The sequence below is a fragment of the Marinicauda algicola genome, assembly GCF_017161425.1.
Classification (GTDB): Bacteria; Pseudomonadota; Alphaproteobacteria; order Caulobacterales; family Maricaulaceae; genus Marinicauda; species Marinicauda algicola.
This window is the reverse complement of sequence record NZ_CP071057.1, coordinates 3,195,704-3,214,956: the sequence shown is the minus strand read 5'-3', so window position 1 is coordinate 3,214,956 and position 19,253 is coordinate 3,195,704. Positions and strand designations below refer to the sequence as shown.

17 protein-coding genes and 1 tRNA gene are annotated in these 19,253 nt (G+C 69.3%); 12 read left to right on the top strand and 6 right to left on the bottom strand.

Annotated features, from left to right (window positions below):
• Positions 1 to 196: 196 nt before the first annotated feature.
• Positions 197 to 3,337: a TonB-dependent receptor domain-containing protein gene (locus JW792_RS15810; protein WP_158291539.1), complete on the bottom strand. Its 3,141-nt coding sequence runs from the start codon at positions 3,335 to 3,337 to the stop codon at positions 197 to 199.
• A gap of 314 nt (positions 3,338 to 3,651) precedes the next feature.
• Here JW792_RS15810 and JW792_RS15805 point away from each other — a divergent pair.
• Together JW792_RS15805 and JW792_RS15800 are read left to right on the top strand one after the other, a co-directional pair.
• A tRNA-Val gene (locus JW792_RS15805) sits at positions 3,652 to 3,728 on the top strand.
• A 204-nt stretch (positions 3,729 to 3,932) separates the two neighbouring features.
• On the top strand, positions 3,933 to 5,174 hold the full coding sequence (locus JW792_RS15800) for a coiled-coil domain-containing protein (protein ID WP_135994845.1): 1,242 nt from the start codon (positions 3,933 to 3,935) through the stop codon (positions 5,172 to 5,174).
• 120 nt (positions 5,175 to 5,294) lie between these two features.
• Here JW792_RS15800 and JW792_RS15795 read toward each other — a convergent pair whose 3' ends face one another.
• On the bottom strand, positions 5,295 to 6,140 hold the full coding sequence (locus tag JW792_RS15795; protein WP_135994846.1) for a WecB/TagA/CpsF family glycosyltransferase: 846 nt from the start codon (positions 6,138 to 6,140) through the stop codon (positions 5,295 to 5,297).
• Positions 6,141 to 6,287: 147 nt separating this feature from the next.
• Between JW792_RS15795 and JW792_RS15790 the strand changes: the two genes are divergently transcribed.
• Complete coding sequence (locus tag JW792_RS15790) at positions 6,288 to 6,584, top strand: hypothetical protein (RefSeq protein WP_135994847.1); 297 nt, start codon at positions 6,288 to 6,290, stop codon at positions 6,582 to 6,584.
• Here the strand turns inward: JW792_RS15790 and mnmC2 are convergent.
• Both mnmC2 and motA read right to left on the bottom strand, forming a co-directional pair.
• Positions 6,510 to 8,405 carry a tRNA (5-methylaminomethyl-2-thiouridine)(34)-methyltransferase MnmC2 gene (gene mnmC2, locus JW792_RS15785; RefSeq protein WP_135994848.1) on the bottom strand — a complete coding sequence of 632 codons (1,896 nt, stop codon included), beginning with the start codon at positions 8,403 to 8,405 and terminating at the stop codon, positions 6,510 to 6,512. The two genes, JW792_RS15790 and mnmC2, sit on opposite strands and share 75 nt — an antisense overlap.
• Before the next feature lie 120 nt (positions 8,406 to 8,525).
• On the bottom strand, positions 8,526 to 9,392 hold the full coding sequence (gene motA / locus JW792_RS15780; protein ID WP_135994849.1) for a flagellar motor stator protein MotA: 867 nt from the start codon (positions 9,390 to 9,392) through the stop codon (positions 8,526 to 8,528).
• A gap of 204 nt (positions 9,393 to 9,596) precedes the next feature.
• On the opposite strand from motA, the gene JW792_RS15775 reads away from it, so the two are divergent.
• Positions 9,597 to 11,399, top strand: coding sequence for a HEAT repeat domain-containing protein (locus JW792_RS15775; protein ID WP_135994850.1), 1,803 nt, complete (start codon positions 9,597 to 9,599; stop codon positions 11,397 to 11,399).
• 53 nt (positions 11,400 to 11,452) lie between these two features.
• Complete coding sequence (locus JW792_RS15770) at positions 11,453 to 12,748, top strand: MFS transporter (RefSeq protein WP_135994851.1); 1,296 nt, start codon at positions 11,453 to 11,455, stop codon at positions 12,746 to 12,748.
• A 1-nt stretch (position 12,749) separates the two neighbouring features.
• Here the strand turns inward: JW792_RS15770 and JW792_RS15765 are convergent, their stop codons facing one another.
• Positions 12,750 to 13,952, bottom strand: coding sequence for a lytic murein transglycosylase (locus JW792_RS15765; RefSeq protein ID WP_135994852.1), 1,203 nt, complete (start codon positions 13,950 to 13,952; stop codon positions 12,750 to 12,752).
• Between the two features lie 191 nt (positions 13,953 to 14,143).
• Here JW792_RS15765 and ykgO point away from each other — a divergent pair, with 191 nt between their 5' ends.
• From ykgO to JW792_RS15730, 7 genes are all read left to right on the top strand, one after another.
• Entirely contained in the window at positions 14,144 to 14,269 is a 126-nt protein-coding gene (gene ykgO / locus JW792_RS15760; protein WP_135945324.1) for a type B 50S ribosomal protein L36, read from the top strand.
• Between the two features lie 9 nt (positions 14,270 to 14,278).
• Complete coding sequence (locus tag JW792_RS15755) at positions 14,279 to 14,905, top strand: HAD family hydrolase (RefSeq protein WP_241094994.1); 627 nt, start codon at positions 14,279 to 14,281, stop codon at positions 14,903 to 14,905.
• A 40-nt stretch (positions 14,906 to 14,945) separates the two neighbouring features.
• The gene (locus JW792_RS15750) at positions 14,946 to 15,545 is read left to right on the top strand and encodes a tetratricopeptide repeat protein (protein WP_135994853.1); all 600 of its coding nucleotides are present in this window, start codon (positions 14,946 to 14,948) and stop codon (positions 15,543 to 15,545) included.
• Between the two features lie 27 nt (positions 15,546 to 15,572).
• The gene (locus tag JW792_RS15745; protein ID WP_135994854.1) at positions 15,573 to 16,526 is read left to right on the top strand and encodes an alpha/beta fold hydrolase; all 954 of its coding nucleotides are present in this window, start codon (positions 15,573 to 15,575) and stop codon (positions 16,524 to 16,526) included.
• 116 nt (positions 16,527 to 16,642) lie between these two features.
• Positions 16,643 to 16,927 carry a DUF2312 domain-containing protein gene (locus tag JW792_RS15740; protein WP_135994855.1) on the top strand — a complete coding sequence of 95 codons (285 nt, stop codon included), beginning with the start codon at positions 16,643 to 16,645 and terminating at the stop codon, positions 16,925 to 16,927.
• Between the two features lie 82 nt (positions 16,928 to 17,009).
• Entirely contained in the window at positions 17,010 to 17,456 is a 447-nt protein-coding gene (locus tag JW792_RS15735; protein WP_135994856.1) for a nuclear transport factor 2 family protein, read from the top strand.
• 96 nt (positions 17,457 to 17,552) lie between these two features.
• Positions 17,553 to 18,080: a hypothetical protein gene (locus JW792_RS15730; RefSeq protein WP_192900955.1), complete on the top strand. Its 528-nt coding sequence runs from the start codon at positions 17,553 to 17,555 to the stop codon at positions 18,078 to 18,080.
• Positions 18,081 to 18,089: 9 nt separating this feature from the next.
• Here the strand turns inward: JW792_RS15730 and JW792_RS15725 are convergent, their stop codons facing one another.
• Positions 18,090 to 19,175 (bottom strand): serine hydrolase domain-containing protein, encoded by a 1,086-nt coding sequence (locus JW792_RS15725; RefSeq protein ID WP_135994857.1) that lies wholly within the window; start codon positions 19,173 to 19,175, stop codon positions 18,090 to 18,092.
• Positions 19,176 to 19,253 lie beyond the last annotated feature (78 nt).

The window sequence follows — 19,253 nt, the reverse complement described above, 5'->3', positions numbered from 1 at the left end:
ATTAGTATTCGTTTGACCACCTTTTAAGTATTCGATTGATTACCCTACGCTGCGGCAGGGGGGGGATGCCCGTGCCGGGTATCGGCTGGATCGCGGAAGAAAATGCGGTGCGGCGCCCCCTGGCTGGGAGGCGCCGCACAGGAAAAGGGCCCGCGCCGGTGGCGCGGGCCCCGAAGGCCTTCCCTGAGGTGACCGGTTAGAACTGCTTGGTCACGTTCAGGAAGAAGCGGCGGCCGAGCAGGTCGTAGCCCGAACCCAGCACCGCGTTGGAGTTGCCCTGGGCTGCAAAGCCCGGATCCCCGGTGCTGCCGGAGTTCTGGTCGACGAGGGCCGGTTCCTCGTCGAACAGGTTGTTCACGCCGGCCCGGATGATCCAGGTGTCATGCGAATAGGTCATCGAGAGATCCTGGTACCAGACCGCATCGGCCGAGGTGATGACCGAGGAGTAGTCCAGCCAGGGCGTGGACGGATCGTTGTTCGACACGCACCCGGCCAGTTCGCACGGCGCGTAGAAGCGCTGTCCGTAAGGCTGGTTCGAGCCCGGCGTGAGATCGTTGAAGATCTCCGCCTGCTCGCCCAGGTAACGGGCCCGCCACAGCACCGACCAGTCACCCTTGGTGAAGCGGGTGTTGACCGTGCCGCGCCATTCCGGGTTGCCCCAGTCGCCCACGAAGTTGTTGACGTTGGACTGAGGCGTGGTCTGGCTCAGCACCTCGTCCGACCAGGTCCACACCGCGTTCACGTCGATGTTGAACCCGCCGAAGAAGCTCTCCGGCACGTCGTAGGAGAACCGGCCGTTGAGGTCGAGACCCGTTGCCGACTGGGTGGCGACGTTGAACGGCGTGTTGTCGACGAACGCCAGGAAGCCGGTCTGCGGATCGCGCTGACGGCGGGCGCAGAACGGGTCGTTCGGGAAGTTCGGCGAGCTGTAGCACTGCGCCAGCGAGAAGGCCGTACCCGGGATCGCGATGGAGTCCTCCACCTCGATGTCGAAGTAGGTCAGGCCGAACGTGGCGTCGAACGCGTCGAAGAAGGGCTGCTCGAACACCAGGCCGTAGCTGAACGCCGTGGAGGTTTCCGGCTCGAGGTTCGGGTTACCGGCCTGGAACGACTCGATCGAGGGAACCCCGCCGAGGCCCAGGGAGGTCGGATCGACACCCTCGGCCACGCAGTTGGCGAGCACCTGCGGGTCGCGGTTGTCCTGGCTCGGGTCGTAGGTCCCGCCCACGTTGGCGGCAAGCGGAACCACGCAGGGATCGGCAGCGCCGGAGGTGAAGCCGGTCTGACCGCCCAGGAAAAGCTCCCGCGTGTTCGGCGCGCGGAACGACGTGCCGTAGGTGCCGCGGAAGGTCAGGTAGTCGGTCGGCGACCAGGAGGCCCGGGCCGAGTAGGTGTCGTTCTGCCCGTAGAACTCGTGGTCGGTCAGGCGCCCGGCGAGATCGATCGTGATCTCTTCGGCGAGCGGCTGACCGGAGACGACCGGGATCGACACCTCGCCATAGACTTCCCACAGGCTCACCGAGCCGCGCGAGAGACGGTCGGCGAAGAAGCCGGCCGCACGGCCCTGGGCCGCCACGGTGTCCACGCCGGAGTCCAGGCTGTCTTCACGCCATTCCACACCGACCACGGCGGAGAGATCCCCGGCCGGGAGCTGGAACACCGGACCGGTCACGAAGCCGCCCGCGATCTTCTGGTCGACCTTGGTGGTGACGGTGCGCTCGATCTCGAGATACTCGCGCTCCTCCACCGAGCCGAAGCCGACATTCGTCTGGGCGTCGTAGGGATAGAGGCCCGGATGGAACAGGTTGACCGGGACGCACTCGTCCGGGCCGAGGAAGCCGAACAGCTCGGCATCCTGATCCGTGCCGCAGATGATGTTGCCGGTGCCGTCGTCACGCGAGGTGTAGATCGTGTGACGCAGGCGCGCCTCGTCGATCGCCGGACGGGACGAATAGCCCATCGAGCGGGTGTAGCCGGTGAACAGCTCGTAGGTCCATTCCGGCGCGTTGGCGAAGGCGAGATCGCCGCGCAGGCCGCCGATCAGGCGGGTCTGCTGGACTTCCACGTCGATGTTCAGACGCTCGACCGGCGAGGCGAAGATCGGCACCACGTCGACGCCGAACGGGTTGAACGGGTTCGACGCCGGAACGGTCGCGAAGATCTGGCCGTGATAGCTGTTCTTCACATAGGTCTGGCTGTTGGAGTGCGAGGCCTCCGCGAAGGCGGTGATCCCCTCGATGCCGAAGACCGGATCGAGATCGCGCTCGCCGGTGAAGAACATCGAGTAGCGCTGCGACTGCGGGATCATGTCGTCCCCGCCCTCGAGATACGAGGAGCGGGCCCGTTCGTCGAACGAGCTGCCGCGGCCGAAGCCGGTGCCGACCAGGAGCGGACGGTCTTCAGCGCCGTTGCGATAGACGTCGACGCTGAACAGGGCGGGATCGAACAGGCTGAAGTCGAGATTGCCGTCCTGGAAGGCCGAGAAGATGCGGATCCGGTTGATGATCGCGCCTTCGCACTCGGAGAGCAGGTTGCCGTCGGCATCGTATTCGAGGTCACGGCTGCAATAGAACCCGTCATTCGGATCGAAGTTGTAGTCGCGATCCTGGACCTCGAGTTCGTCCTGGTTGAAATACTCCACCGCGAACACGAAGTTCGAACGCTCGTTGGAATCGCCCATCATGACGTTCCAGCGCTGCGATCCGCCGCCGGATTCCTCGGGAACCGAGACGAAGCCGTCGACCTGCAGCCCGTCGAACTCGTCGCGCAGGATGACGTTGACCACGCCGGCCACGGCGTCCGAGCCGTAAACCGAGGAGGCGCCGTCCAGCAGGATGTCGATGCGCTGAATCAACGAGGACGGGATCAGGTTGACGTCGGGCAGCGCCGGGGCGCCTTCCACGCCGGCCGGCGCGAAGCGGCGGCCGTTGATCAGGACCAGCGTCTGGTCCGGGTTCAGGCCGCGCAGCGAGATGTTGTTCGCGCCAGGGCCGCCGTCGGTGACGAAGGTCGAAGTGATGGTGGTGTCGAGCTGGACGCCCTGGGCCACCGTGGTCTGCTGGAGGATCTGCGCGGTGTCGATGAGACCGGCATCGCGGATCTCTTCGGAGTCGATGACCTGCAGCGGCGCGGTCGAGGTGAAGCTGTCGCGGCGGATACGCGAACCGGTCACGACGATCGTGTCGTCCGGATCGACTTCCTCCGCTTCCTCTTCCTCTTCTTCTTCCGCCTCCTGGCTGGCGTCCTGGGCGAGCGACGGCGCGGTCACCACGCTGCCGAACATGACGCCGGTCAGGATCGTCGACAGAAGCAGACGATTCTTTTCCCAATTGCTCACGATCGTTCCCCTTTTCAAGTTGGAATCCCGCCACTGCGTGCCCGCTTCCCGGCGGTGCTGGCAGTCGCAAGGACTTGGCGATTCATGCCGGACGCCACCATGGCGGACGCGCCGATTTGTAACAACATGATTACGTATCGGATGACCACCCTTTTGCCGAAGTGTTGCAAAAAGTCCTCGACCGATCACCTTTGCGGCGCGGGGCGGGATGTCACCGGGGGGGGGCGGGACGGACCGCAATTGCCGCCACGCGAGCCGCATCTGACGGCTTGCCAGCCCGCAGCCCCGCCGATATATCAGCGGTCCCTCCGGTCGGGCGCGTAGCTCAGTTGGTCAGAGCACTACGTTGACATCGTAGGGGTCACAAGTTCGAATCTTGTCGCGCCCACCATCCTCCTCCATTCCCCGATCCCGTCCGTCCGGCCGCCGGGCGGGCATTGCCTCGTTTCCGGGAACCGGACAGGCGAATTTCGCGCGCGTGTTGCGTACCCGGCACAGATGACAGCGCGCCGCCCCATCGGCTAGGAAGGTTAACGAGGGTAGCGGGATGGCGCGCCCCACACCGCAAGAGCGGGTGGCGGCGCGGCGAGGGGTCATGGCGGACAGGCAGATCTTCGAGAAGCTGGACCAGACGATTCGCGCCCATCCGGACGCGAAGGGCGATCTCAATTCCACCGCGCACGACGGCACGCTCGCGCTGTCCTGGACCCTGACGATCGACGACCTGAAGGCCTGCACCTACCAGCGCGCCCTGAAGAAGGCGGAAAAGGAGAAGAAGCCCCTTCCCGTCCAGGCGCATGAGAAGAGCCGGATCGCGAAACAGGTGCACGCGCGCTATAGCGGGCTGAAGGACGCCGCGCTGTGCGTGGACTGCTACATCTTCTTCAAGGACCACTCGGTCCCGCCGCAGATCAACGACCAGATGGCGCCCGCCTTCCACCGCGCCTTCCATGCCACTCCCCTGCACCATTATTTCGCGATCTGGCGCATGCAGCGTCCCAATCCGGCGAGCGGCCAGGCCGAGTTCACCGACTGGTACGCGCACGACGCCACCGCCCCGGGGGCAGACGCGGCCGCGGCGAGCTTCTGGAGCGAGACCCGCTTTCCCCCCTGCCCGCCCGCGCCGGCCGATGGCGACTGGGTCAGGCCCGCCCTGATCGCCGGCGCGGCGGCCGGCGCGCTCGGGCTGGCGGTGCTGATCGGGATCTTCAACGAGCCGCTGGCGCGCCTGTTCGGCTTCGCCACCCCGCAGGACCGGCGCGAGCTTGAGATCGCCCTGCAGCAGCTGCGCGAGGACGTCGCGGTCCTGCGCGAGCAGTACGCCACCGAGGTGGTGTTCGTGGAGGCCTACGAGAACGAGATCGCGCGCATGCGCACGAGCGGCGGCTCGCCGCGCGAGATCGCCGAGCTGGAGCATGCCCTCGCCGCTTCCCAGCGCCGCGTGGACGAGCTCAACCGCCAGCTCTCGCGGGCGGGCGAGCGCCTGGCCCCGGCCCGCGGCGCGGGCCTGCCGGCCTGCTGGAGCGGCGCGGACGGGCGGCCGGCCTATCTGTTCGAGGCCTATCTCGACGATCGCGGCATCCGGCTCGAGTTTGCGCCGGGGGCTGGCGAACGGGCAAGGCGCGAGGCGCTGCCCGTCCACGGTGTCCCGCTCGGCACCGCGCTGAGCGTGGAGAGCTTCACCGAGATGACCCGTCCGGTCTTCGCCGCCTCGGAAGCCTCGCAGCCGCGCTGCCGCCACTACGTGATCCTGCGCGAGGGCGTGCATGCGAGCGCGAGCGCCTACCAGCGCCAGCGCGAGGCGGTCGAGCGCCATTTCTACATCTACCGGCCCTGACACACCGGCCCCGGGGGGGGGCGCGAGGCGCTGGCGGATCGCGCCGGGAACGGGCGCCGGCCTGGACATGGCGCCTCTGTGCGACGGGGATTCGCCGGGGAGTCCGCCCGCGGACGGGCGCTAGAAGAAGCCCCTCTTCAGCTGGCGCTCGAAGCGGCGCAGCTTGGCGCGGGCCTTCCTCCACTCCCACCAGATGAACAGGATTTTCGGCCCGTCGACGAGATAGCGCCGCCACAGCCTCGCGGGCTGCTCCATCAGCCGGTGCAGCCATTCCAGGCGCGCGCGGCGCATCCACACGGGAGCTCGGCGCGCCTTGCCGGAGAGGAAATCCAGCGAGGCGCCGACGCACAGGCCCACCCCGGTGCAGTCGCCGCGTTCCAGGCACGCCTCGGCGATCATCTCCTGCTGCGGCGAGCCGACGCACAGGAAGACGAAGCGGGCGGGATGCTCGGCCACGAAGCGGGCGCAGTCCGCGATCGCCTCCGGCTTGTGCCTGAGGCCCATGGGCGGCTGATGCCAGTTCACGCGGTTCAGACCATAGCGCCGCGTCACCGCCTCGACGACCTGCGCGTTCCCGCCGATCACCGTGACGGGTTCGTCGGGATGGATGACGCGTTCGAACAGCGCCTCGGTGAGATCGGATCCCGGCGTGACGTCGAGCGCCTCGCCGGAGAATGCGGCGATGAGTTCCAGAACGCGGCTGTCGCAGACGGTGAGCCAGGCCTGCGCGTAGAGCGGGGCGAGGAGCTTGTCGCGGCGCAGGCGCACGAGATGGTCGACATTGGGCGTGACGACGAAGGCGAAGGGCTTGGCCGCAGGGCGCTCGGCCACCCGGCGCAGCGCGGTCTCGAAGCCGATCCGGTCGAAGGCGGAGTTCAGGAACCAGACATGGCGCGTGGCGACGCGCCGGTCTCCATCCCGCGCGAGGGCGGCTTCGATCTCGCTGGGAGTGAGAGGAGCGGTCATTGCGTTCCGATTTGCGTCAGGTTGACGGGACTTGCCGCGGTCCGCGCAAACCCCGTGCCGGACGGCAGAATTGTCACCGGTGATGCATCCGGATGGGCCGGCTGCGGCATCTCAGGCTCCGAACACCGCAAATCAAGGGGCTTCGCCATGCTGCTGCGTCTCGTCGCCGTCCTCGCCCTGACGAGCATCGTTTTGATCGGGACGGCCGCCCTCGTCGTCGAGCCGCCGCGCTCGGGCGCCCGCGTCGAGCTGCAGACCGGGGCCGTGACGCTGGAGGTCGGCGGTCCCGGCAAGCTGATCGCGCTGTCCCCGGACACGTCGTGCTGGCGCCGGGGCTGCCCGCCCTTCTCGATCCGGGCGCGCCTGTTCTCAGCCCCGCCGGAGGGCGCGCAGGGCGAACCGGGCCGGGTGCAGCGCCTGCCGGCCGGCTCGCTCCAGTGGTGAGGGCTCGCCGCACAGATCGCTGACCAGCGCCTCGGCGAGCAGCGGGGCGTGGGCGAAGCCGCGCGCGCCGAACCCGCCGAGCACGCCGAGCCCGGGTCTCAGCGCGGCCTCAACGTCGGCGGGCACCGGCCCGCCGCGCGCGTGCTCGCGCCAGATCTCGTCGAACCGCTCGTCCGGCACCCCGCCGGCGGCCGGCAGGCGGTCGGGAAAGGCGGCGCGCACGCCGGCCCAGCTGTCCTCCTGCGGTCCAAGCCGGGCGGCGAGGCCGGGAAAGGCCTCGGCGAGGGCGGCCCTGAGCGCCGCCTCGCCCTCGCGCGGCGAACCGGGATCGGCGCCCTTGGCATGCGTCGCGCCGACGAGCAGGCGCCCGTCCGGCGCCGCGCCGAGATAGCCGCCCCAGGCCACCGGCGCGGCCGGCAGACCGTCCGGCGGGGCGAACAGGCCGACGCGGCCCGCAGTGCGCTCGACGCCGAGCCCGGTCAGGCCGGAAAACGCCGAAAGGCCCGCCCCGCAGGCGAGAAGCACCGTCTCGACCTCGGCCAGCGTCTCGCCGTCGACGCCGGCGAGACGCCAGCCGGACACGGTTCGCTCCAGCCCGCCGACGCGCGCGTCGACGATCGCGGTGGAGCCGAAGAGCGCGTTCACGAGCCCGGCCGGGTCGAAGCGGCCGGCCCGCGCCATCCACAGCCCGGCCCCCGCCTCGGCGAGCCCGGTGCGCGCGCGCGCCGCCCCGGCCGCGAGGAACTCGAAATCCTCCCCGAGCATGGGCGCCAGGCGCTCCAGGCGCGCCGGATCGTCCTTGGCCAGCCGCAGGGCCCCCTCCCCGGCAAACGCCCCGCTGCCGGCGTAGATCTCGCGGGCATGGTCGAAGGCGGCGAGCGTCGCGCGCACGTGCGGCCGGTCGGCCGCTTCCAGGCGCGGCGTGAACAGCCCGCACGGCGCCCCGGAGGCGCCCGCCGCCGCGCCGCCCTCGGCGAACACGCGCGCCTGCCGACCGCGCAGGCGCAGGGCATGGACCAGGCTCGCCGCGCCGATCCCGCCGCCGACGATGGCGACCGGCCCGGAGCCCGCCGCCAGGCGCGCGAACGGGCTCGGCACGCCCGGGCGCGGCTCGCCGGCGAACACCGCCTCCAGGCGCTCGCGCTTGCGTCCGTAGCCGGGGCGCTTGTCGACCGCGAAGCGGTGCGCGGCCAGCGCCCGGCGTACCGCTCCGGCCACGGTGAAGGTGGCGAGCCGGGTGCCCGGCCGGCTCATGCGCGCGATCTCGGCCACGACCGCCTGCGACCACATGTCCGGATTCTTCGCCGGCGCGAAGCCGTCGAGGAACCAGGCGTCGGCGGTCATCTCCATGTTCCGAAGCGCCGGCAGGGCCTCGTCCTGGAACAGGGTGAGCATCACGCGGCCGTTCTCGAACGCGCGCCGGTGCGCCCCCTTTCTCGGCGCCGGCCATGCCTCGATCAGGGCTTCGGCGAGCGGGGCAAGCTCGGGGAAGGCGCCAAGCGCGCGGCGCGCATCCCCGCGCCGCAGCGGGAAGCCCTCGAGCGAGACGAAATGCAGCCGCGCGCCGGCCGGAGCCGTGCGCCGGAACAGATCCCACGCGGCGAGGAAGTTCAGCCCCGTGCCGAAGCCGAGTTCCGCGATGGTGAAGCGCTCGCGGCCCTCGAACCCCTGCGGCAGGCCGCAGCCGGCCAGGAACACCGCCCGCGTCTCCTCCAGCCCGTTCTCGCTCGAGAAATAGACATCGTCCGCGCCCGACGCGCGCGGGCCGGCCTCGCTCCATTCGAGCGCGGCGTGGGGGCGGATGAGGGTGTCCTCGCTCATGTCCGCCCGATTGGGCCGCGCGCGCGCGAAAATCAAGCGCGCAGGGCGCCTTGAAAAGAAAACCCCGGCGCGGGGGACCGTTGCGCCGGGGTCAGTATCCGTGTCGCGCTTTCGCGCGTCCTATTCGGCCGGCGCCGCGCTGAGCGCCTCTTCCAGCTCGATGAAGCTCGGCTGGAACTCGCTCGGCACGTGGCCGCGCCCGATCTCGACGGAGATCTGCGCCGCATTGCCGTGCAGGTGGGCGACGAGCACGTTCTGGATGATGCGGTAGAAGATCGCCTCTTCCTCGTAGACATTCTTCAGGCGCACCGACATCGGGCCGACCAGGCCATAGGCGAGGAACACGCCGAGAAAGGTGCCCACCAGCGCCGAGCCGATCTTCGCGCCCAGCACGACGGGCGGGGAGTCGATCGCGCCCATCGTCTTGATGATGCCGAGCACGGCGGCCACGATCCCGAGCGCGGGCAGCGCGTCGGCCATGTTCTGCAGCGCGTTGGCCGGCCCCATCTCCTCGTGGTGGTGCTTTTCCAGCTGCTTCTCCATCGCGTCCTCGACCTGGTGGGGATCCTCCAGGTTCATCGTCATCATGCGCAGCGTGTCGCAGATGAAATCGACCGCGAAATGATCCTTCAGGATCTTCGGATACTTGGAGAAGATCGTGCTCTCGTGGGGCTTCTCGATATGGCTTTCCAGCGCGATGACGCCCTTGGTCTTCATCGTCTTGGTCAGCTGGAACAGCAGCGCGAGCAGGTCGCGATAGTCGCTGGCCTTCCATTTCGGCCCGCTGATCAGCTTGGAGAAGTCCTTCAGCGTCTTGGAGATCGTCTTGCCGGAATTGCCGATCAGGAAGGCGCCGACCGCGGCGCCCCCGATCATCATCAGCTCGAAGGGAAGCGCCTTGACGATGATGTCGAAATGGCCGCCGGCCAGCATGAAGCCGCCAAACACCATCCCGAACACGACGAGCACGCCGAGTATCTGAAACATTGTCCCACCATCCCGTTCACCACATCGGACCTTTCCTGAAACCCGCTGGCCGGTGGACCGGCTCTGATGTGCGGCTTTCGTCCGATTTCGGGACAGACCCTACAGGACGATGCTTAAAACCCGGTGAGCGCGGGATTAGGCGGGCGTTTACCACATCGCGCGGGCGACATAGTCTGCTCCCCTGACAGGGGAAGGGATGCACGCATGCTGCTGACGATGCTGCTGGCGGGAGCTGCACTGGCACAGGCCGGGCCGCCCGATTGCGGAAGTGTCGAGAGCTGCTTGGCGCTCGCGCTCGCCGACGAGACGGTCGACGCAGGCGACATTCGGCCCGTCCTCCTCGCGCTCGGAGCCTCGGCTCGGGACACCCTGGTCGCGGTCGCAATGGAGGGGGGCGAAGCAGAAAGCACGCTGGCGCTGCGGCTCCTCGACACCGACAAGGAAGTCGAAGCCCCGGCGCCCGGCGAGGCCTGGCACTGGACGACCGGCGATCTGGAAACGCTGATCGCGCTTCTCGATCGCACGGCCGAACTGCGCGAGGGCGCGTTCACGGTGGAGATCGCGCGGCTGGGAACTGAAGAGGCGGCCGATTTCCTGCTCAATGAGGCCAGGGAGGATCGATCCAGGACCTTTTATCAAACCCCGGGGATCGGAACCTCGCACCTTGATGGCGAAAGCTTGCCGGACAGTGACTTTCTCGAGGCCGTTCAGGTTCTCGGCACGCGCGCCTATCCCCATGCGCTGGACCGGCTCTCGGAGAACCCCGACTCGATAATTGCCCCCTATCTACAGCTTCGCGGGCTGGAAAACGGGGCAATCGCGGATCTTCTCGATCGTGCTGGCGATCGCAGCCGCCCGGTCAACGAGCGCCGCGCCGCGCTGGTCATGCTCGCAGCCGTCGACGGCCTCGGCGAGGAATCGGCCCTGCGCCTGTGGTCCCTCGAACCCTCCATCCCCGAGGCGGCGCGCGTTGATTACTACACGGCACTCGCTTTCGCGGGCCAGCTGGCCGCCGTGCCCAAGCGGATTGAGGCCTGCGCGGCTGCACCGGAGCAGGCGCCGCGGAACTGCTTCGCCCTGGCGCAGCCAGCCTTCGAGGCCGGCTACGACACGGCCGAACCGACGCGCGCGCTCGTGGCGGCTGTCGAGTACGACAGCGTCTTCTTTGACTACCTCGTGGAGATTGCAGACGAATTTGCCGTGCCGGCGCTTCTGGACATGCTTCACTCTAACGACTGGCGCGAGCGCTATCATGCGCTGCGCGGGCTGGAGAGGCTTCGCCTCACGTCGGCGCTGGAGGCCGTCGATCAGATCGCCGAGGGCCACTGGCTGCCCGCGATCCGGCGCCAGGCCGAACTCTCCGCCTATTTCATCCGGAAAGGCACGTTCGACGGCGCCGACCTCGATCGGCTCGCACCGGGCTATGACCGCTGCGTTCAACGTAAGTGGCGCCATTGCCCTGTGGAGGCCTTGGCGGGGGGACCATTCTCCGGCGGCTTCGATTCCTGGAATGCTCGCGACGGGGTCGACCCGGAATTGCCCGTCTGTCCAAGCACGCGCTGGCAGTGGCAGGGCGTTGCGTTTGACGCGCAGCGATCGCTGGCCCCCGGCGAGAGTCGCTCGTTCCAGTTCCTCGAAGACGACTATCTCGTGCTAACCGGCACCGATTACGGCGAGTGGTATGGTTCACTCGTGGCGCAGTCCTTGGGCCGGCCTCCGGCGGTACTCGCCGAGGCCATTAATGTCGTGGAGATAGAGAAAGCCGAAGACGGGTTCCTCATTGCCTCCGGCCTCGCTCACCTCGGCGGCAATCATGGAGCTATTTCATTCGTGTCCGCGGCAGAGACGCGAGGATATGACCATGGTGAACTCTTCGCCCTCCCCGCCGCACCCTCCGGCATGACCGAGATCGCCGATGGGCTCTACGCCGCATTCGCGCGGGGCTGGGCGCTGGTGTTCGATCTCGACGGCCCGCTCGGCTTCGCCGGCTGCGCGACGGCTCCCTAGCGCGCGCCGCGGCGTGGACGCACCGCGCGGCGCGGCTTAAGTCTGCGACCAATATGTCTCCGCCCGGTCCCTACGATCCGTCCAATCCCTCCAGTCCGCAGGTGCGCCGGCGCGCCTTCCGCCTGCTGTTCGTGTGCCTGGTGGCCACCGGCATCGGCAATTCCATGCTGTTCGCCATCCTGCCCCCGCTGGCGCGCGGGCTCGGCGTGGCCGAGGTGTGGGTGGGGGCGATCTATACCCTGTCCGCGCTGATGTTCCTGACCATGAGCCCGGTCTGGGGCGCGCTGTCCGACCGGCACGGGCGAAGGCCGATGATCGTGTTCGGGCTTTCCGCCTTCTCGGTCTCCACCCTGGTCTTCGCCGCCGGGGCCCATGCCGGCCAGGTCGGGTTGCTGCCCCCGGTCGCGGCGATCATCGCCATGGCGCTCGCGCGCACCCTGTTCGGGGCGTTCGGCTCGGCGACGAACCCGTCCGCCCAGGCCTATGTCGCCGACCGCACGAGGCCGATGGAGCGCACCGCGGCGCTCGCGGGGCTCACCAGCGCGTTCGGCATCGGCGGGGCGATCGGTCCCGCGCTCGCCGCCGCCTTCGCCGACCGGATCGGCATCGTGCCCTTCATGCTGGCCGTGGCCGGCGTGGTCGCCGGCGCGGCGGTCGCGGTGCGCCTGACCCTGCCGGAGCGCACCCCGCCGAAGGAGCAGCGCCGCGCGATCAACCCGCTCGTCCAGTTCAGGTTCGCGGGCGATCCGCGCCTGACCGCCTTCATGGCGTTCGGCTGCGCCGCCTGGCTCGCCCAGGCGGGCAGTCTCCAGGCGCTGGCGTTCTACGTCATGGACCGGCTCGGCGAGGATCCGCAGAACGGGCTGCAGCTCGCCGGCGTCGCGCTGACCGCGGGGGCCACCGCGATCATCATCGCCCAGCTGGTGGTCATCCCCTATTTCCGCGTGAGTCCGAGAACGCTGATGGTCGCGGGCAGCGTGCTGTGCGCGCTCGGCAATCTGGAGCTGGTCTTCTCCGCCTCCTACGGCGCGATCGTGTTCGGCTTCGTCATGACGAGTTTCGGCTTCGGCCTGTCGCGCTCGGGCTTCACCGGCGGGGCGAGCCTTGCCGTCGGCCCGGCCGAGCAGGGCCGGGCGGCGGGCCTGACCACCGCAACGGCCGGGGTGGGCTTCCTCATCGCGCCGATCACCGGGCTCTGGCTCTACCAGGTCTTCGGACCGGCGACGCCCTTCCAGATCAATATCGCGCTCGGGCTCCTCGCCGGCGCGATCGCCCTGTTCCATCCGCGCGTGCGCGCCGCCATGGCCCCGATCGAGGCCGACGACCCCGACCGGCCGAGCCCGGTGTGAGCTACCCCGCCGCGCGCGCCATCACCGCCTGGTAGACCTGGCGTCCGGCATAGCCGTCCGGGGCCATGCCATGATCCTCCTGGAAGGCGCGGATCGCGGCGCGCGTATTGGGCCCGGCCATGCCGTCCACGCCGCGCGTGTCGTAGCCGAGCGCGGTGAGCGCCTCCTGCAGGGCCCGCGTCTCGCTGTGGCTGATGGGCGGATTGTCCACCGGCCAGGACTGGCGGATCGACGGCCCGCCATCGAGCGCCTTGGCGAGATAGGACACGCCGAGCGCATAGGCGGTCGCCGCGTTGTAGCCCATCAGGGCATCGAAATTGGCAAAGGCCAGGAAGGCCGGCCCCTCCGCCCCGGCGGGAATCACGAGCCGCGTGTCGAGATAGAGCGCATCCGCGCTCCACTCCCCGCCATCGGCGCGGGTGAGGCCGGCAAGGCCCCATTCGGCCACCGGCTTTCGCTCCCGCTCGTTCCAGGCGGCAAAATCGAAGCCCTCGGGCAGGGCCACCTCGACCACGACCGGCTCTCCGGTGCGCCAGCCCTCGCGCCGGAGCAGATTGGCCGCCGAGCCGAGCGCGTCGGCCTCGCTCTGCCAGATGTCGGGATGGCCCTCGCCGTCGAAATCGACCGCGGTTTCCAGATAGGTCGTCGGGATGAACTGGGTCTGGCCCATGGCCCCGGCCCAGGACCCTTTCAGCTCGTCGCGCCGGGCAAGGCCGCGCTCGATCATCTCCGCGACGGCGAAGAGCTGGGCCTCGGCGAAGTTCCGCCTGCGGCCTTCCCAGGCGAGCGTGGCGAGCGCGCGCACCACGTCCTCATCGCCCTGGATCTCGCCGAACGCGCTTTCCAGCCCCCAGACGGCGGTGAGAATGTCGGCATCGACACCGAAGCGCTCCTCCACCGCGGCGAGCACCGCACCGTGCTCGGCCTGCGCCGCCCGCCCGGCCTCCACGCGCGCCGGAGAGGCGGCGCCCTCGATATACTCCCAGATCGGGCGCACGTGTTCGGGCTGGGTGCGGTCGCGCTCGATGATGCGCATGTCCGGCTCCAGCCCCTCCATCATCGAGGCGATCACTTCCGGCGGGGCGCCGCGCTCGGCCAGGCGCACCTCGAACCCGGCGCGCCAGGTCTCGAACGGCACGTCCTGGGCGCGGGCGGCGGCGGCGAGGAGAAGGGTCAGCGCGGCGGTGACGGCAATGCGGAGCATGGCGGCCTTTCATGGGGTCGGCGGATCGGGAGAGCGCAGATAGAACGACTGTAAGGCACTTCCATGGCACGGGTTAAGAGCGCATGGGCACGGTTGACTTCACCCGGGCCCGCGTGTACTTCCCGCGGCTCGAAATTCATGAGGCCCGCCAGCACTCCGGCGCCGGCCTGCGAACACGACGGTGTAAACAGATGAAAGTCCGCAGCTCGCTTCGCTCGCTGAAGAACCGCCACCGCGACTGCCAGGTGGTGCGCCGCCGTGGCCGCGTCTACGTGATCAACAAGCGCGACCCGCGCTTCAAGGCCCGCGCCGGCTAACGAGCCGCGGTGCCGATCCGCGCGATCCTCTGGGACCTGGGCAATACCCTGGTCGACTGGGACCCGCGCCGGCTCTACAGAAAACTCCTGCCCAGCGACGCCGCCGTGGAAGACTTCCTCGGCGGCGTCTGCACGCTTGCCTGGCACGCCCGCCACGATGCCGGCGTACCGATGGCGCAGAACCGGCAGGCCCTGATCGAGGCCCATCCCGGCAAGGCCGATCTCATCCTCGCCTGGCAGGAGCGCTGGGACGAGATGTTCGACGGGCCGGTCGAGCGCATGGACCGTCTCTTCGAGGAGACCCGGGCGCTCGGCCTGAAACAGTACGCGCTCTCCAACCTGCCGGCGGAGAAATGGCCCCCGCTCAGGGCCATGTACCCCTTCCTCGACCGCCTCGACGCGGCGGTGATCACCGGCGAGGAAGGCGTGATCAAGCCCGATCCGGCCATCTTCGAGATCACGAAGGCGCGCATCGCCACCGCGCCGGAAGAGACCCTGTTCATCGACGACCGCGCCGAGAACATCGCCGCCGGCGAGCGCGCCGGCTTTCCCGGCCTGGTGTTCGAGGGCGAGGCGAAACTGCGCCGCGATCTGGCGCGGCTCGGCGTGAAGCTCGCCCCGCCGGGAGGCGGGTGAGCCTCTTGCGCGTTTGCCGCAAGGCCTTACCTTCCCGCCCATGATCTGGCTTCTCGCCTCTCTCGCGCTGTCTGCGCAGGACGTTCCGTCGCTTCCCGAACCGCAGGCGGTCGGGCCGGACATCGATCTCATCGAGGAGCCGCGGGTGCGCGAGCGCCCGGCCGAGCGCCTCGACCGGCGCCTCGCCGAGCTGCAGGCCGCCGAGACCGAGGAGGCGGCCGCAGTCATCGCGGGCGAGATCCGCTCCATGTGGCGCCAGCAGGGCGGGGCGACGGCCGATCTCCTGCTCTCGCGCGGGGCCGAGGCGCGCGAGGCCGGCGACCTGGCGACCGCGGCGCGCCAGTACACCCATCTGCGCCGGCTCGAGCCGGACTTCTCCGAGGCCTGGCTCGCCAGCGCCGAGATCGCGGCGGCGCAGAACGACTGGCCCTTCGCGCTGGAAGCGGTCGAGCGCGCCATCGCGCTCGAGCCGCGCCGTTTCGACGCCTACGCCATCCTCGGCCGCGCGCTGGAGGAGGCCGAAGCCTGGCAGGCGGCCGGGGCGGCCTATGACGCCGCGCTCGCCCTCTATCCGCTGATGCCCGAGGCCCGGGCTGGAAAAGCGCGCATCGAGCGCCAGCTTTCAGGGCGCGCCCTCTAACGCATCCCGCGCCCGGAGCCCTGCCCCATGAGCCGTACGCTGCTTCTCGCCCTGCCCGAAATCCTGGTGCTGGCCGCCCTGTTCGCCGGGCTCGGCCTCGGCGAGGCGCGCGCACGCGGGATCGCCGGGCAGTACCCGCCCGAAGGCCGCTTCGTGACGGTCGACGGGGTGGAGCTTCACTACAAGATGACGGGCCCGCAGGACGGCGCGAGCGTGCTTGTTCTGCACGGCGCCTCGTCCAATCTCCAGGAGCCCTACACCGCCCTGTCCGGACATTTGCAGGACTATCGCGTGATCTGGCTCGACCGGCCGGGCCTGGGATGGAGCGAGCGGCCCGGCGTCTGGTGGAACCCGCAGAGGGAGGCCTTCCTCATCCGGCGCTTCCTTTCCGAGCTCGGCGTCGGGCAGGCCGTGGTGGTGGGCCATTCCTGGGGCGCGGCGATCTCCCTGCGCCTGGCCATGGACCATCCCGACGCCGTGACGGGCCTCGTCCTGATCGCCCCGGCCGTGCGCGCCTGGGTCGGCGAGGCGGCCTTCTACAACACCGCGACGCACTGGCCGGTGCTCGGCACGCTGGTGACGCGCATCGTCGTGCCCACGATCGGACGCGCCCGGCTGGACGACGGGGTGGAAGAGGCCTTCGCCCCCGAGCCGGTGCCGGACAACTATGTCGAGGACACCCACCTGCCGCTGATCCTGCGCGCCTCGAACTGGAAGGCGAACGCGCACGACATGGCGCACGTCAACGACTTCCTCGCCGCGCAGGAGGACCGCTACGGCGAGATCGAGGCGCCGGCGGTGATCCTCGCCGGACCGGCCGACACCGTCGTCTCCACCGCACGGCACGCGGTGCCGGTGTCCGAGACCCTGCCCGATGCCGAGCTCGAGCTGATCGAGGGGGCCGGCCACAATCTTCATCACCATCACCCCGAACGCGTGGCGCAGGCGGTTTCCCAGGTGCTCACGCGGGCGCGGCGCTGATCTTTCCACAGCCCTCCACAGGAAATGGCTGAGGCCCGGATATTCTCCCCCGCCCGGGACCGCTTATGCTGGAGGCGATTGAACCTGGCCCCCCACGTGCCGACAAGGAGTACCCCATGGTCGCCGACACCCAGTCGAACGAGCCCGTTGACCAGTCCGACGCGATCGGCGCGGTCGCGCGCGATCAGCTGAAATCCATCATCGCGCGCATCGAGCGCCTGGAGGAGGAAAAGAAGGGCATCGCCGACGACATCAAGGAGGTCTATGCCGAGGCCAAGGCCAACGGCTACGACACCAAGGTCCTCAGGAAGGTCGTCTCCATCCGCAAGCAGGACCGCAACGAGCGCGCGGAGCAGGAGGCCCTGCTCGAGCTTTATCTCGGCGCCCTCGGCGAGATCTGAGCGGCTGACCGCGGGGCTCGTTCCCTCCGGCCCGGTCTCGCGCTAGATTGACCCTGTCGCCAGACAACAAAAGGGGATTTGCATGCGCGTCTACGCTCTCGCCGCCGGCCTGGCCGGCCTTGCCCTGTGTACTCCTGCCGCGCCGGCGCAGGAGGGCGGGCCTTCACCCGCCGAGGCGGCGATCACCGAGACGGTGATGGACTATTTCATCGGCGGCAACGAGGGCGACGCCGCACGCGTGCGCAGCGCCTTCGCGGCCGAGAACGGCGCGATGTACGTGCGCCGCGTGGACGAGGCCGGCAACGCCAGTCTCGAGGTCGTCAATCTGGGCGAGTTCGCCGCGCGCTTCTCCAGCCCGATCCCGGTCGAGCGCACGGGCGAGATCGTGGAGATCACCGTGATCGACGACGCCATGGCATTCGCCCATTTCCGCTTCACCACGCCGACGCGCGAGTTCGACGATTTCTTCCTGCTTTACGAGCTCGACGGCGAGTGGACGATCGTCAGCAAGGCGTTCGTGGCGAGATAGCATCCCCCGGCGTCGATATGGCCGCAGCCAGCAGCCGGATAGTGGCCCGGCAGCGGGCTTTACAAGGCGCACCCGCCGGAACATGATGGGAACATCATGACCCGCGAGATCGACGACCGCAAGAAGAGGAAGGCGCTTGCCCGCATCCGCCGCGCGCGCGACGCGGCCGCCCGCGCCATCGCGCGATCGGTCGACCCCGAGGCGGCGGAAGCGGCGCAGCGAGACCTGTCCGACTGGGAGGAGGAGTTCGTCACCTCCGTCGAGCAACGTCTCCACACCTATGGCTCCGCCTTTGCCGATCCGCAGAAGGGCGATCTCGCCGAGCCCCTGTCCCGGCTTCAGGAAGCGAAGCTGAAGGAGATCGAGAAGAAGGCGAAGGGCAAGGGCGGGCCGAAGAGCGGATCGAGCTTCAGGCCGAAGGGCTCCGGCTTCAAGCGCAAGGGGGCACCGCAGCGCGCGGCGGCGCGCGACATCAACGAGGACCTGCCCGAGACCTCGCCGCAGCCGGCACGCCCCGAACCGCCGAAGCTGGTACGGGCGGCCGACCTCGCCGCGTCCTCCAGCGAGGACGGCCGGGCGCGGCAGCAACCGGTGTTCCGGGTCATCGACGGCGGCAAGGGCTGAAGCCCCGCCTCAGTCCTCGCGCAGGTTGGGCAGGATGAAGGCCTCGAACAGGGCCGCGGCCTGCTCGTGCATGCCGCGCGTGTTGTAGTCGGTCTTGGTCAGGACGACGGTGAGGCCAAATTCCGGCACTACCCACACCCGGTTGCCGCCATTGCCGTTCATCGCCGCGACCTCGACGGGGCCGTCCCTGCCCTCGGGCGCGGCGAGCCACCACAGATAGCCATAGCCGAAAACCGTGCCGGGTATGACCGCCTGCTCGCTCACCGAGGCGTCGGCCCAGCTCCGCGGGAAGATCATCTCGCCCTGCCACTCGCCGCCGAGGCGCTGCAGCTCGCCGAAGCGCGCGAGGGCGCGTGTCGTGAGCCTGAGTCCGCCGCCCATATGGGCCTGGCCCTGTGCGTTGCGCGCCCACTCGAAATCGCTCACCCCGAGCGGGGCGAACAGGCGGTCCTCGGCATAGGCGGTGAAGTCCGTCCCGGCAGCCCGGCCGATCGCCTCGCCCAGCAGCTGGACGCCCGCCGTGCAATAGGAAAAGGCCCGCCCGTGCGGGCTCTCTCCGGGCGGCTCGGTCCAGGCGGGAAAGCCCCGGATCGGCAAATCCCAGAAGAAGCCGGTCCAGTCCTCGACCAGATACATCCGCTCCTCGTTGCCGCGCGAGAACTCGTTCCAGTCATTGCACTCCATCACGCTGCTCATGGTGAGCAGATCGAGCGCGGTGACGGCGTCCTTGCGCGGATCGGGCTCGGCAAAGGGGGCGAGGTCGGCGAAGAGCGGCGCGAGCGGGGCATCGAGACGGAGCAGGCCCTCACCGATGGCGATGCCGGCCACCATGCCGGTGATCGTCTTGGTCACCGACCGGGTATCGTGCAGCGTCGCCGCATCGGCGCCGTTGAAATAGCCCTCATAGACGATCGCTCCGTCATCGAGGATCAGCACGCTCGTCACCGTGCCGAACTCGCCCGCCGCGATGCGCGCCTCGAGCTCGGCCGCGTCTTGCGGCGTCCATTCGATACCGGCCCGGCCCGGGCTCGAGATGGTGCACGCCCCAAGCAGGGCAAGCAGGCAGCACCGGGCGGAATTCGTCGTCAGGCTCATGGCGCGCACTCGCGTTGTTGTCGATCGCGCATTCCCCTTGCCTCTCTCCCGGCTCCGGCGTCACCTTAAGAAGCCTGA

Excerpts from the sequence above, each read along its gene's own strand:
- JW792_RS15790 (WP_135994847.1), top strand. The coding sequence starts at position 6,288 with ATGCTGCTGCGTCTCGTCGCCGTCCTCGCCCTGACGAGCATCGTTTTG.
- JW792_RS15725 (WP_135994857.1), bottom strand. The coding sequence starts at position 19,175 with ATGAGCCTGACGACGAATTCCGCCCGGTGCTGCCTGCTTGCCCTGCTT.
- JW792_RS15770 (WP_135994851.1), top strand. The coding sequence starts at position 11,453 with ATGTCTCCGCCCGGTCCCTACGATCCGTCCAATCCCTCCAGTCCGCAG.
- motA (WP_135994849.1), bottom strand. The coding sequence starts at position 9,392 with ATGTTTCAGATACTCGGCGTGCTCGTCGTGTTCGGGATGGTGTTTGGC.
- JW792_RS15750 (WP_135994853.1), top strand. The coding sequence starts at position 14,946 with ATGATCTGGCTTCTCGCCTCTCTCGCGCTGTCTGCGCAGGACGTTCCG.
- ykgO (WP_135945324.1), top strand. The coding sequence starts at position 14,144 with ATGAAAGTCCGCAGCTCGCTTCGCTCGCTGAAGAACCGCCACCGCGAC.
- JW792_RS15745 (WP_135994854.1), top strand. The coding sequence starts at position 15,573 with ATGAGCCGTACGCTGCTTCTCGCCCTGCCCGAAATCCTGGTGCTGGCC.
- JW792_RS15740 (WP_135994855.1), top strand. The coding sequence starts at position 16,643 with ATGGTCGCCGACACCCAGTCGAACGAGCCCGTTGACCAGTCCGACGCG.
- JW792_RS15800 (WP_135994845.1), top strand. The coding sequence starts at position 3,933 with ATGGCGGACAGGCAGATCTTCGAGAAGCTGGACCAGACGATTCGCGCC.
- JW792_RS15795 (WP_135994846.1), bottom strand. The coding sequence starts at position 6,140 with ATGACCGCTCCTCTCACTCCCAGCGAGATCGAAGCCGCCCTCGCGCGG.
- mnmC2 (WP_135994848.1), bottom strand. The coding sequence starts at position 8,405 with ATGAGCGAGGACACCCTCATCCGCCCCCACGCCGCGCTCGAATGGAGC.
- JW792_RS15775 (WP_135994850.1), top strand. The coding sequence starts at position 9,597 with ATGCTGCTGACGATGCTGCTGGCGGGAGCTGCACTGGCACAGGCCGGG.
- JW792_RS15730 (WP_192900955.1), top strand. The coding sequence starts at position 17,553 with ATGACCCGCGAGATCGACGACCGCAAGAAGAGGAAGGCGCTTGCCCGC.
- JW792_RS15765 (WP_135994852.1), bottom strand. The coding sequence starts at position 13,952 with ATGCTCCGCATTGCCGTCACCGCCGCGCTGACCCTTCTCCTCGCCGCC.
- JW792_RS15735 (WP_135994856.1), top strand. The coding sequence starts at position 17,010 with ATGCGCGTCTACGCTCTCGCCGCCGGCCTGGCCGGCCTTGCCCTGTGT.